This window comes from Marinicauda salina, from assembly GCF_003122085.1.
In the GTDB taxonomy this organism is placed as follows: Bacteria; Pseudomonadota; Alphaproteobacteria; order Caulobacterales; family Maricaulaceae; genus Maricicauda_A; species Maricicauda_A salina.
The window spans coordinates 757,116-769,758 of sequence record NZ_QEXV01000001.1; the positions used below are offsets into that span (position 1 = coordinate 757,116).

Annotated in this window: 10 protein-coding genes and 1 tRNA gene; 5 read left to right on the forward strand and 6 right to left on the reverse strand. The window is 70.5% G+C overall.

What is annotated here, in order from left to right; genetic code table 11:
- Window positions 1-91: 91 nt before the first annotated feature.
- The 4 genes from DDZ18_RS03435 to ykgO are packed head-to-tail and all read right to left on the reverse strand — an operon-like array spanning window position 92 to window position 2,435.
- Complete coding sequence (locus DDZ18_RS03435; RefSeq protein ID WP_109251935.1) at window positions 92-1,036, reverse strand: alpha/beta fold hydrolase; 945 nt, start codon at window positions 1,034-1,036, stop codon at window positions 92-94.
- Window positions 1,037-1,058: 22 nt separating this feature from the next.
- Entirely contained in the window at window positions 1,059-1,652 is a 594-nt protein-coding gene (locus tag DDZ18_RS03440; protein ID WP_158272051.1) for a tetratricopeptide repeat protein, read from the reverse strand.
- A 46-nt stretch (window positions 1,653-1,698) separates the two neighbouring features.
- Window positions 1,699-2,310, reverse strand: a complete 612-nt coding sequence (locus DDZ18_RS03445) for an HAD-IA family hydrolase (RefSeq protein WP_233245686.1) — start codon at window positions 2,308-2,310, stop codon at window positions 1,699-1,701.
- Window positions 2,310-2,435 (reverse strand): type B 50S ribosomal protein L36, encoded by a 126-nt coding sequence (gene ykgO / locus DDZ18_RS03450; RefSeq protein ID WP_109251937.1) that lies wholly within the window; start codon window positions 2,433-2,435, stop codon window positions 2,310-2,312. The genes DDZ18_RS03445 and ykgO overlap by 1 nt, the downstream gene beginning before the upstream one ends.
- A 188-nt stretch (window positions 2,436-2,623) precedes the next feature.
- Here ykgO and DDZ18_RS03455 point away from each other — a divergent pair, with 188 nt between their 5' ends.
- Entirely contained in the window at window positions 2,624-3,844 is a 1,221-nt protein-coding gene (locus tag DDZ18_RS03455) for a lytic murein transglycosylase (protein ID WP_109251938.1), read from the forward strand.
- A 6-nt stretch (window positions 3,845-3,850) separates the two neighbouring features.
- On the opposite strand, the gene DDZ18_RS03460 is transcribed toward DDZ18_RS03455, so the two are convergent.
- On the reverse strand, window positions 3,851-5,143 hold the full coding sequence (locus DDZ18_RS03460; RefSeq protein ID WP_109251939.1) for an MFS transporter: 1,293 nt from the start codon (window positions 5,141-5,143) through the stop codon (window positions 3,851-3,853).
- 205 nt (window positions 5,144-5,348) lie between these two features.
- Here DDZ18_RS03460 and motA point away from each other — a divergent pair, with 205 nt between their 5' ends.
- The 3 genes from motA to mnmD all read left to right on the forward strand — a co-directional run bounded on the left by motA (window position 5,349) and on the right by mnmD (window position 8,756).
- Window positions 5,349-6,215 carry a flagellar motor stator protein MotA gene (gene motA / locus DDZ18_RS03465; RefSeq protein ID WP_109251940.1) on the forward strand — a complete coding sequence of 289 codons (867 nt, stop codon included), beginning with the start codon at window positions 5,349-5,351 and terminating at the stop codon, window positions 6,213-6,215.
- Between the two features lie 75 nt (window positions 6,216-6,290).
- A complete protein-coding gene (locus tag DDZ18_RS03470; RefSeq protein ID WP_109251941.1) occupies window positions 6,291-6,677 on the forward strand; it encodes a hypothetical protein in 387 nt (128 codons plus the stop codon).
- 159 nt (window positions 6,678-6,836) lie between these two features.
- Window positions 6,837-8,756 (forward strand): tRNA (5-methylaminomethyl-2-thiouridine)(34)-methyltransferase MnmD, encoded by a 1,920-nt coding sequence (mnmD, locus tag DDZ18_RS03475; protein WP_109251942.1) that lies wholly within the window; start codon window positions 6,837-6,839, stop codon window positions 8,754-8,756.
- Window positions 8,757-9,162: 406 nt separating this feature from the next.
- Here mnmD and DDZ18_RS03480 read toward each other — a convergent pair.
- A tRNA-Val gene (locus tag DDZ18_RS03480) sits at window positions 9,163-9,239 on the reverse strand.
- 369 nt (window positions 9,240-9,608) lie between these two features.
- Here DDZ18_RS03480 and DDZ18_RS03485 point away from each other — a divergent pair.
- Entirely contained in the window at window positions 9,609-12,518 is a 2,910-nt protein-coding gene (locus DDZ18_RS03485; RefSeq protein ID WP_233245687.1) for a TonB-dependent receptor plug domain-containing protein, read from the forward strand.
- The last annotated feature ends 125 nt before the right edge of the window (window positions 12,519-12,643 follow it).

The following is a 12,643-nucleotide window of genomic DNA, read 5'->3' on the forward strand; positions in this document are numbered from 1 at the left end:
TCGTGGAAGGGGGACGGGCCGGCCAGTCTAGACCGGGTCGGGACCGTGGGCATAGGCGAGCAGCGCGGGCCTGCGCAAGCCCCGGCGCCGCCTATTCGCTCCGCGCGATCACCGCAGCCAGCGCCTCGGCGACGCGGCCGGGATGGTGATGGTGCAGGTTGTGGCCCGCGCCCTCGACCAGGACGAGCTCGCCCCGGGGCAGCGTCTCGGCGACCGGGACGGCGTGGCGGCGCGTCGAGACGACGGTGTCCTTCGGTCCCGCGATGAGGATCACCGGCTGGTCGATCTCGGCGTAGCGCGTCTCCTGGACGGCGAGGTGTTCGTTGACGTTGGCCATGTCGGCGGCGTTGGCGCGCCAGGCCGACGCGCGCAGGATGAGCGGCAGGCGGGTGCGCTCGACATAGTTCTCGGGCACCGGCTCGGGGCTGAAGGCCTCGGCCGCGCCGTCGGCCAGCCGGGACGCCCCGATCGTGGGCGCGATCGCCCGCGTCATCACCGTTCCCGCGACCGGCCACAGCGTCACGCGGTTGTACCAGGCCGCCTCGCCGACCCAGGCGCGGACGGCCGGCGCGATCAACACGGCGCCCTTCGTCCGGTCGGGGTGATCCATCATCAGGCGCAGCGTGATCGCCGCGCCCCAGGAATGGCCGATCACCGCGGCGCGCTCGATCCCGACGGCGTCGAGAAAGGCCGCGATCAGCGCGGCCTCGCGCTCGGGGCTCCAGTCCCCGTCCGGCCGCTCGCTCCAGCCCAGGCCGGGCCGGTCCAGCCAGATCACGCGGTATTCCAAGAGCGCGTCCTCCAACGCGACGCGCGGCTCGTTGAGATTGCTCGACGCGCCGTGCAGGACGAGGACGGGCTCGGCGTCGGCCGGGCCGGTCTCGCGGTAGTGAAGCCGCGTTCCCTCGACCGCGATGAAGCGGCCCTCCGGCGGGAAGCGCTCGGCCAGCGTCCGTCCCGCGCCGGCGCCGGTCGCGCAGGCGGCGAGCAGGAAGAGCCCCGCGCCGGCGGTCAGCGTGGCGATGAGGAGGGTCATGCGGATCACGCCGGCCGGCGTCCTAGAGCGCGCGCCCGGCGAGGCGGCGTTCGAGACGGGCCTGGGCGCTGCGGGCGCGCTCGTGGCGGGGATAAAGCCGGAGCGCCTCCTCGTAGGCGGCGAGCGCGGCTTCCGGCTCGTCGGCCTGCTCGAGCGCCTGTCCGAGCATGGCGTAGGCGTCGAAGCGGCGCGGCTCCAGCTCGATGGCCGTGTTGAGCGCCTCCAGCGCGAACGGCCAGTCGCCGGCCGCCGCGGCGGCCTCTGCGGAGACGACCCAGGCCTCGGCGAAATCCGGTTCGAGCCGCCGCAGATGCGTGTATTGCCGCTCGGCTGTGGCCATGTCGCCCTGGGCGGCCGCCTCGGCGCCCCGCTGCAAAAGGAGATCGGCCGTCGGGCCGGCCTTCTGGCGCCAGAGCGAGCGCACCTCGTCGGCGATCGCGGCGGCTTCCTCGTCGGTCTCGGCGGCGCGCAGATCGGCGAGCCGGACGTCGAGACGCTCGTCGAGCGTCATCCGCGGCGCGTCTTCGCGTCCGGTGAGGTCGATTCCCGCCTCGCCCGGGGCGGCGTCGGCCTCCTGGGCGGCGAGAGCGAGACAGGCGGCGAGCCAGATCATCATCGTGACCATAATCCTGTCGCGTAATGCGGCAAGAGCGCGGCCGGCCTCAGACCGGCAGGCCGGCCTCGCGCAGGGCGGCGCGTGTCTTCGCCGCATCGGTGAAGACGAGGCCGGGAAAGCCCGCCTCGGCGGCGGCGGCGACGTTCTCCGCCTTGTCGTCGACGAACAGCGTCTCGTCGGGGCGGTGGCCGATGCGCTCCGCGGTGATGGCGTAGATGCGCGGATCGGGCTTGGCGACGCCTTCGGCTCCGCTCACCACCGTCTCGCGCAGGCGCTCGAGTTCCGGGTACAGGTCCAGCAGCGGACGCCATTTCTCGGCGGGCAGGTTGGACAGGCCGTACTGGGCCACGCCGGCGGCGTCGAGTTCGGTGAAGAGCGCGTCCATGCCCGCGACCCAGCCGTCGAACATCTCGTCCCAGCGCGCGTCCCAGGCGCGGATGAGATCGGCCTTGTCGGGATGAGCCGCGATCAGGCCGCGACGGTTCTCGGCCATGGTCGCGCCGCGATCGTGCGCGCCGTGCCAGTCCATAGTGCAGACGCGGCCGAGGAAATCGTCCACGGCCGCTTCGTCGGGCAGGAGTTTCGCGTAGAGCCGGCGCGGATCCCAGTCGACCAGGGTGTTGCCCAGGTCCCAGAGGACCGCGCGTGCGGGCGTCACTAGCCCTGGCGGGCCTTGAAGCGCGGGTCGCGCTTGTTGATCACGTAGACGCGGCCGCGGCGGCGAACGACCTGGCAGCCGCGGTGGCGGTTCTTCAGCGAGCGGAGCGAGCTGCGCACTTTCATCGTTTCGCCTCTGTGGTCTCGGCCGGGGCCGTTGTCGACATGCCGGAAATACGAAGCGCGCTAGCTACACAAGGCCCCCGGCGAAGTCAACACGCAGACCGGGCGCATTCCAGCTCTCGCGCGCCGTCCGCGGCGCCTGTAGGATTCGCATCTGGTGTTTCTTGATCCGTCCCGGAGGAGTTCCGTCCATGCCGCTTCCCCGCCTGTTCGCCGGTCTCGTCGCAGCGCTCGGTCTCGCCGCCTGCGCGCACGCCCAGCCCGCCGGCGAGAGCTTTGCGGACTGGAAGACCGGCTTCGCCGCCGAGCTGCGCGAGGAAGGCGTCGATCCCGCGATCGTGTCGTCGATGTTCGACGGGCTCGAGCCCGACATGGGCATCATCGAGCGCGACCGCTCCCAGCCCGAGTTCGTCCGGCCGGTCTGGGAGTATCTCCAGGGCGCGGCCTCCGAGGAGCGCGCCGCGAACGGGCGGGCCGCGCAGGCGCGCGTGGCGACGGATCTCGCCGCGATCGAGGCGCGCTACGGCGTCGACGCCGACATCCTGACCGCCGTGTGGGGGCTGGAGAGCGCCTATGGCGCGATCACCGGCGGAAACGACGTGGTGCGCTCGCTGGCGACGCTGGCCTGGGAGGGCCGCCGCCGGAATTGGGCCGAGCGCCAGCTGCGCGCCGTCTCCGACATGCTCGCGGCCGGCTACGCCGAGCGCGACCAGCTCACCGGCTCCTGGGCCGGCGCGATGGGCCAGACCCAGTTCATCCCGGCCACCTATCTTTCCCGCGCGGTCGATTTCGACGGCGACGGCAAGCGGAATATCTGGACCGACGAAGCCGACGCGCTGGCGTCGGCGGCCAACCTGCTCGCCGAGGCCGGCTGGCGCGAGGGCGGACTGGTGGCCCAGGAAGTCGCCCTGCCGGAGGATTTCGATTTCGCGAGCTGGAGCGAGCGCGAAACCCGTCGGGTCTCCGACTGGTCGATGACGGGCGTCGAGCGCGTCGGCGGCGACTGGGAGACCGACGATCTCTACGCCCGGGCCCGCCTGGTTCTGCCCGCCGGGGCGGGCGGACCGGCCTTCCTGGTGTTCGACAATTTCGACGCGCTGATGGCCTACAACAACTCGACGGCCTACGCGCTCGGCGTGAGCTATCTCGCCCGCCGCATCGAGACCGGCGCCACGCTTCCCGGCGGCTGGCCGGAAGCGAACCCGCCGATCAATTACACGCAGTCGCAGGCGCTGCAGCGCGCGCTGACCGCGCTGGGCTATTCGACGAACGGGGTCGACGGGATCATCGGGCCGAACACGCGCCGCGCGCTGCAGGCCTTCCAGGCCGATCGCGGCCTGCCCGCCGACGGCTATGCCGGCCGCCAGGCCTTCGACGCGGTGATGGCGGCCTCGGCCGCCGGCGACAGCTGAGGCGCCCTACACCGGCGCGTCGCGGTCATCGCCGCGATCCTCCTCGACGATCACCGCGATGCGGCGCACGCGCGGGTGGAGAAGCGCGATCATGAAGGCGGCGAACGCCAGCGCGGCGTTGAGCTGGAACGGCGCCGAGGGCGCGACGGTCTGGTAGAGCCAGAGCCCGGTCACCGGCGCGATCATGAAGCCCACGCCCGCCGTCGCAGTGGTCAGCCCCGCCGCGCGGCCCTGCTCCTCGGGCTCGACCGACAGGCTGGCGCCGGCGGTGAAGCCCGAGCGCGACAGGCCGAAGGCGAAGCTTGCCAGCATGAAGCCGAACACGATCGAGGCGTAGGAGTCGGAGAAGACCAGCTCGATATTGCCGACGACGCCGAGCGCCGCGCCGGCCGCCATGAGCACGCGCGGGCTGGTCTTGAGCGCGGGGATCACGACGAGCTGGGCGAAGATCAGCGCGCCCGCCCCGGCGGTCAGCGCCACGCCGGCCAGCTGCAGGCCCTGCTCGGGCGTCTGGTCGAGCCGGTCCATGATGTAGAAGGACACCGCCTGCAGGCTGGCGGCCTGGCTCAGCCACACCGCGCAGCCGAACGCGACGAAGGCGGTCAGCCGCGGATCGCCGGCGAAGCGGAACTGGACGAAGGGATTGATCGGCCGGCCCTTGCGCTGCGGCGGGGTGCGCTCGGGCAGCAGCATCCGCACCGCGACCGCGCCCGAGCCGACGACGGCGGCCACGGCGATCATGAAGCCGGCGATGCCGATGCGGTCGGCGAAGGCCGCCGCCAGCGCCGGGCCGATCACCCCGCCGAGCCCGAAGGCCGCCGTCAGGCTGGCCAGCGCCTCGGTGCGCTCCGACGGGCTGGTGCGGTCGGCGACATAGGCCTGGGCCGAGGGATTGGTCGCCGAGCCCAGCCCGCCGAACAGCGTGCGCGCCAGCGCCATCGCCACGATCGCCGCCATCGGCGGCAACAGGCCGGACTGTCCCGCCCAGGCGCCGGCGGCGAAGATCAGCGTCGAGACGGCGAAGGCCGACAGCCCGAACACGATGAGCGGCCGCCGGCCGTAGCGATCCGACAGCGCGCCCCAGACCGGGCTCATGGTCAGGAACATCAGCGCCGAGAGCGTGTAGATCGCGCCGACCCAGACCTCGCGCACGCCGAGCTCGCGCGCCAGCGGCGGCAGGATCGCGAACAGCATCGAGTTGCCCACCCCGGTCGCGACCAGGCAGGCGAACAGCAGCCGGAACGAGTTGCGGCGCTGGGCGGGACTGGACGGGCGGTCGGGATCGTAGGGCGGGCTCATCCGGCGAGGACATACGCCGCGAGCGCCGAAGCGTCCATGCGGGGGGCGGCTCTCAACGCGGTAAACGCCCGCCTAACCCCCGGCAAACCGGGCCTTAAGCATCCGTGCGTACAGTGCGTTTCGATAACGGACGCGCGGGGCGATGAGAGCGGAGAAACCGCCGGGCCCGCGGCAAGCGCCCGCAAGAAAGACGGGATGGTGGGTCATGTTCCAGCTGATCGGCGTCGCCGTGGTGTTCGTCATGGTCTTCGGCGGCTTCTGGCTCGCCGACGGTCATTTCGACGTCATTCTCAAGGCGCTGCCCTTCGAAATGATGATGATCGGCGGGGCGGCGACGGGCGCCTTCCTGATCGGCAATTCGTCGAAGACCGTCATGAAGACGGTCGGCGACTTCGCGAAGATCGTCAGCGGTCCGAAGTGGAACACGCAGGACTATCGCGATCTGCTCACCCTGCTCTTCCAGCTCACCAAGACGATGAAGACCAAGGGCGTGATCGCGCTCGAGAGCCATATCGAGAAGCCGCAGGAAAGCACGCTCTTCTCCAAGTATCCCCGCATCGTGAAGGATCACTTCGCCGTCGACTTCATCTGCGACACGCTGCGCATGATGACGATGAACCTGGAGGACCCCCACCAGGTCGAGGATGCGATGGAGAAGCAGCTCGAGAAGCATCATCACGAGGCCGCCGCGCCGGCGCATGCGCTGCAGTCGACGGCCGACGCGCTGCCCGCTCTCGGGATCGTCGCCGCCGTGCTCGGCGTCATCAAGACGATGGGCGCGATCGACCAGCCGCCGGTCGTGCTGGGCGCGAAGATCGGCTCGGCGCTGGTGGGCACCTTCCTGGGCGTGTTCCTCGCCTACGGATTCGTCGGGCCGTTCGCCTCGCGGCTCAACGAGATCTACGAGGAGGAGGCGATCTTCTACAAGATCATCCAGAACGTGCTGGTGGCCCATCTCCACGGCAACGCCGCGCAGATCTCCGTCGAGATCGGGCGCACCGGCGTGCCCTCGAAGATGCAGCCGAGCTTCATCGAGCTCGAGGAATCGCTCGCCGATATACCGGCCGAATAGACGGCGGCGGGCGATTTGCCCTAATGTGGGTTAAGTCTGGTTGTGCGAATCGGACGAGAAAGGGGACATCAACTCATGAAATATTTCGCTTCCATTCCGTTCGCGGTGGCCGGCCTGGCGCTGGCGGCTTGCCAGCCCGAGGGCGGCGAGGAGCCGATGGACGAGGCCGCTGAAGAGACCATGGACGCGGCCGAGGAGACCATGGACGGCGCCGAAGAGGCCATGGACGAGGCTGAGGAGTCCATGGACGAGGCCGCTTCCGAGGAAGAGCCGACCGCCGAAGGCGAGTCCATGATGGACGAAGCCGGCGAGGCCATGGAAGGCGCCATGGAAGAGGCCGGCGAGACCATGGAGGAGGCCGCCGACGAGGCGGAGGAGACCATGGAGGAGGCCGGCGACGCGATGACCGGCGAAGACGAAGAGCCGTCCTCCGACGAGGAAGGCGAAGACTCGCCGAACTGATCGGTTCGCCGGACGGGCCGGCTGCGCGCCGGCCCGTCCCGCGCTCCCGCGCGCCTTGACGCCCGGCTCGGCCCGGACGCATACGGCGCGGCATGGCGCATCCCGTTTCTCTGAGGCGTCCGGCCCAGCGCGCCGCGCGCGGCGCGTGCTGAGGCGCGCGTGACGTCCGGCGCCGCGAAAACCGGCCTCGCCCGGCCGACGGCCTGCCTCGACTGGTCGGCCGGCGACGGGCCGCGCTCGACCGAGTCCGGCGACGTCTATTTCTCGACCGCTGACGGGCTGGAGGAGACCCGCGCCGTCTTCCTGCGCGGCGCCGGCCTGCCCGAGGGCTTCGCCGGCCGCTCCCTGTTCACCGTCGGCGAGCTCGGCTTCGGGACCGGGCTGAACTTCCTCGCGCTCTGGGACCTGTGGCGACGGACGGCCCCGGCCGGAGCCCGGCTGCATGTCGTCAGCGTCGAGGGTTTCCCGCTCGCCGCCGCCGACGCGCGACGCGCGCTGTCGGCCTGGCCCGAACTCGCCCCGTTCGCCGAGGCGCTTCTGGCGGCCTGGCCGAGCCCGCTCAAGGGCGCGCACCGGCGCGTCTTCGACGACGGACGCGTCACGCTGACCGTCTTCCACGACGAGGCGCTGGCCGCGCTCGACTCGATGGAGTGCGCCGCCGACGCCTGGTTCCTCGACGGCTTCGCGCCGGCGAAGAACCCGGAGATGTGGCGCGAGGCCGTGTTCGAACGGATCGCCGCGCGCAGCCGGCCCGGGGCGCGCCTGGCCACCTTCACCGTCGCCGGCGCGGTCCGCCGCGGGCTCGCTGCGGCGGGCTTCAAGGTCGAGAAGAAGTCCGGCTTCGGCGCCAAGCGCGAACGCCTCGAAGCCATCTATGAGGGGCCGTCGCCCGTCGCGCCGTCGGTCTCGCCCTGTGCGCGCGCGACGCCGCGTGAAGGCCCGGTCGCGGTGATCGGCGGCGGCGTCGCCGCGGCGAGCCTGGTCCATGCGCTGCGCCGGCGCGGCCGCGCCGTCCGCGTGTTCGCCGAGGGCGGCTGGGCGGCCGGCGCCTCGGGCGGAATCGAGGGGCTGCTCACCCCGCGGCTCGAGGCCGCCGACCGGCCCCATGTTCGCGCCCTGCTCAACGCCTTCGATCACGCCCGCGACCTGTACGGTCCGCTCGACGGATTTCACGCCGAGGGCGCGCTGCGCCTCGCCGGGGATGACGCCGGGCGGGAGCGGCTGGCCCGCCTGGCGGGCATGCTCGACGCCGGTTTCACGATGATCGACGCCGCCGAGGCGGCCCGGCGCACCGGCCTCGACTCCGCGCCCGGCGGGTTGTGGATGGATCGCGCGGGCCGCTTCGCGCCGGGCGCGCTCGTCGCCGAGCTGGCCGGCGATCAGCCGGCGGAGGATCGCCGCATCGCCGCGCTCGAGCGCGGGGCGGGCGGCTGGCGGCTGCGCGACGCCGCCGGCGACGTCGCCATCGAGGCCGAGACCGTCGTGCTGGCCGGCGGCGCGGCGTCCATTCCGCTCGCCCGCAGCGTCGGGCTCGAACTCGAACCCGTCGCCGGGCGCGTCGGCCGCTTCGCGCTGGACGGCCCGGCGCCGACGGCGCCGATCGCCTGGGGCGGGTATCTCGCCGCCGCTCGCGCGGGGGGCGTCCTGATCGGAGCGACGCACGAACGCGGCGACGATCCCGTCGATGCGAGCGCCGCCGAGGCGGCGCTTCGCGATGACGCCGTCGCGCGCTTTCCCGAGCTCGCCGAGCGGCTGGGTCTGGCGCTGGAAGGCTGGGGCGGGGTGCGCGCCGCGCTCGCCGACCGTCTGCCCGCCGCCGGCCCCATGCCCGGCCCGGACTTCGCCGAGGCGTGGCGGGATTTCGCCCGCGGCGGCGCGGCGCCGGGCGACGCGCCGGCGGATGCGGGCCTATGCGTTCTTTCCGGCTTCGGCGCGCGGGGTTTCGCTCACGCGCCGCTTCTCGCCGAGCAGCTCGCCGGCGAGCTGTGCGGGGAGCCCGGCGGCCTCGAGCGCGGCGGCCGGGAGGCGCTGCACCCGGCGCGCTTCCTCATGCGCGCCCTGCGGCGCGGCCAGGCCTAGCCGCGAGCGCAGCGCGAAGACGGGACAGGCCGGGGCGCAGCCCGCGTCGACATCCAGCCCGACCGGGTCGCCGGGCGCGGCCACGGTCACCACGACCGGGCCGGTTTGAAGCTCGATCCAGGCGTCGCTGCGCGGCGGCCCGCTCGTGAGCAGGCCGGCCAGCGCGGCGGCCGTGACGGCGGTCGAGACGACGAGGGCGGTGACGGCGGGTGCGGACATGGGAGCGCGCCTTCTGCTCTGGCGAAGCGCCAGTCTTTCGATCCCATGATGCGCGGCGCCCCGCGATCGGATGCAGATTGCGCGGGGAGCGCCGCCGCCGGTCCGCCGCGACCGCCTGCGTCAGGCCGACCGAAGTCGCGCGCCATCGCGGGCGGCTAAAGCCAATGCTTTGATTTCAGTAGGGTAATGGTGGGCGCGACAAGATTCGAACTTGTGACCCCTACGATGTCAACGTAGTGCTCTGACCAACTGAGCTACGCGCCCGCTCGTGTGAGCAGGCGGGCTCTATAACCCCGCGGCGTGAGCGGCGCAAGACGCCCGGACCGGGCGTTTCATCGACCCGCCGCCGGGCGGGTCCGGGCCGCCGCTGCGGACGCGGTCCGGCGCAATGCAGCGCAAGTCGAATTCATTTTTTATGCAAATTCTTCAGGCGAGCGCCGGGCCCGCCGAACGCAGATTATGGCATTTCTGCAACAACTCGGCGCCGGCGGAATACTCAGGCGACACAAGGGCAGTGAACACGCTTTACGAGAATGTGAACAAGGTTTCATGATGTCGCCAGGTTCGGGAATCCGACCCGGGGTCGCTCCGGTCACAAGGGGCGGGAACTGACAAGATCAAAGGGGAACGATCGTGAGCAATTGGGATAAGGAGCGCCTGCTGCGCTCGAGCGTCCTTGCGGGCTTCGCCGCGTTCAGCCTCTCGGCTGGCGCGGCGTTCGCGCAGGAAGAGGAACCGGTCGAGACGACCGAGGAGCAGGAAGAACAGCAGGCCGAGACCGGCGAGCGCATCGTCGTCACCGGCTCGCTGCTGCGCCGCGACGAGTTCACCTCGTCGGCGCCGATCCAGGTGGTCACCGCCGAAGCGGCGACGCTCGAAGGTCTCATCGACACCGCCGAGATCCTGCAGTCGACCAGCGTCGCCTCGGGCTCGGTCCAGTTCAACAACCAGTTCGGCGGCTTCATCGTCCAGGGCGGCACCGGCGTGAACTCGATCTCGCTGCGCGGCCTCGGCGCCCAGCGCAGCCTGGTCCTGCTCAACGGCCGGCGTCCCGGTCCGGCCGGCGTGCGCGGCCAGGTCGGCGCGTTCGACCTGAACGTGATCCCGTCCTCGATCGTGCAGCGCGCGGAGATCCTCAAGGACGGCGCGTCCTCGATCTACGGCTCGGACGCGGTGGCCGGCGTGGTCAACCTGATCACGCGCGACTCCGTCGAGCGTCCCGAGCTGAACTTCACCATCAACCAGCCGTTCGAGAGCGGCGGCGAGAGCTGGGAAGCCAGCGGCGCCTTCGGTCTCAATTTCGACCGCGGCAATATCGTCTTCGCCGGCCAGTACCAGCTGCGCGAGGACCTGTCGGTCGGCGACCGCGACTACCTGTCCTGCCAGCAGGACCTGATCCGCGGCGCGGACGGCTCGTTCATCGATCGCGAGGACCGCTCCGTTCTTGGCGGCACCAATCTCGGCGGCTGCTCGAACATCTACTTCAACACGGTCATCGACGCGTTCACCGGTCTCCGGTACATCCCGGCGCCGGACGGCGTGACCATCGGCCCGATCCCGGGCTACCGCCCGCGGGCCAACGAGAGCTACGCCGTCGGCGATCCGAACGAGGCGTTCTACGAGGACGTGCTGAACGATCCGCGCTACGCCAGCTCGGACGCGATCAACCGCCAGGAGCGGTTCAGCCTGTTCGCCAGCTCGAACTTCAACCTGGACATCCTCGGCGGCGTCGACTGGGAGAACGAGTTCCTGTTCACCCGCCGCAAGACGGAATCCGAGCAGTGGCGCCAGTTCTTCCCGCTGATCGGCAGCGCGCCGCTCGCCGGTTTCGGACTCGCCTATGCGAACGACCCGACCTACACGCCGGCCTTCCTGCTGTCGCAGCCGGTCACGATCTGGCCGTCCAACAACGAGATCACGGTCGACTACTACTCGTTCTCGTCGCAGCTGAACGGCGATCTCGGCGCCAACTGGTCGTGGTCGCTGACGGGCACCTACTCCTACTCGGACGGCACCTACGAGGGTAACGACATCCTCAACTCCGAGAGCGGCGACGTTCAGTTCGATCCGGACGCGCCGACCTATGATCCGTTCTCGCCCGAATTCCTGTCGGGCAACTACTCGGACGAGTTCTACAACCGGCTGACGCACTGGTCCGAAGGCAACACGATCTACGAACAGGTCGTGATCAACGGCGTGATCACCGGCGAGCTGATGCAGCTGCCGGCGGGTCCGCTGGGCCTCGCGGTCGGCGCCGAGTACCGGAACTTCTCGATCGAGGACACGCCGGATCCGCTTTCGCAGGCCGGCGAGCTCTGGGGCACGACCAGCGCCCTGATCACGGAAGGCGAGGACACGGTGGCCGAGGCCTTCGCCGAGGTCGAGATTCCGGTGATCGCGGGCCGGCCCTTCATCGAGGAGTTCACGCTGAACGCCTCTGGGCGCGTGTTCGAGTACGACTCCTACGGCAACGACTCGGTCTGGAAGGGCGGCTTCAACTGGCAGATCACGCCGCTGGTGCGCCTGCGCGGCACCAAGGGCATCTCCTACCGCGCCCCGGCGCTGTTCGAGCTGTTCCTCGGCAACCAGACCGGCTTCCTCGGCCAGACGGCGATCGATCCGTGCGTCGACTGGGGCAACAGCACCAACGAGAATATCCGCGACAACTGCGCGGCCGACGGCGTCCCGTCGACGTATACGGGCGTCGGCTCGTCGGCGACGATCGTCAGCGGCGGCGGCGCCGGCGTGCTCGAGGCGGAGACCTCGGAAGCCGAGACGCTCGGCCTGATCTTCACGCCCACCCAGCTCAATCTGAGCCTGGCGCTGGATTACTTCGACATCGAAGTGAACGACCAGGTGACCCAGCTGGGCGCGGGCGCGATCCTCGCCGGTTGCTACGGGGCGGATAATTTCCCGAACGAGTTCTGCAACCTGTTCGATCGCAATCCGGGCTCCGACCCCGTCGCGCCCTACAATATCACCGAGGTCCGCGACTCGTTCGTGAACATCAACCAGCAGGTGACCTCGGGTCTCGACCTGACGGTTCGCTACGAGCACGAGTTCGACTTCGGCGAGCTGCTGATCGAGGGCCAGGGCACCTGGACGTTCGAGGACGTGACCTTCCTCTTCGATCCGAGCCTGGCGTCGGGCTTCGACACGAACGACTTCAACGGGTCGATCGGCGATCCGGACTTCGTGGCGAACACCCGCGTCCAGTTCCAGCGCGGCGACTGGACCTTCAGCTGGTTCAGCGACATCATCAGCCGGACGTCGAACATCGACTTCGCCAATGTCGACTTCAACTATTTCGGCCAGGTCGGCACGCGCAAGCTGCACGCCGAGACGACGATCTATCACGACGCCTCGGTGCGCTGGCAGGGCGAGACGATTTCGATCCTGGCGGGCGTGTCCAACGTCTTCGACGAGGAGCCGCCGATCGTCTCGACCGGCGCGGCCACCCGTCGCGGGAATATCCCGCTCGTGGGCAGCCAGTACGACCTTCGCGGACGCACCGGCTTCCTGCGCATCAACAAGACCTTCTAGCCGCAGGCTGGAGGCGACTGATCGGGGGCGGCGATTGCGCCGCCCCCTTTTTCTTTCAGCGCCCTTCGGGCGCGCCGTTGATCGCAAGGACTGAATATGAAATGCGGCAATGCAGCGGCGCGCGC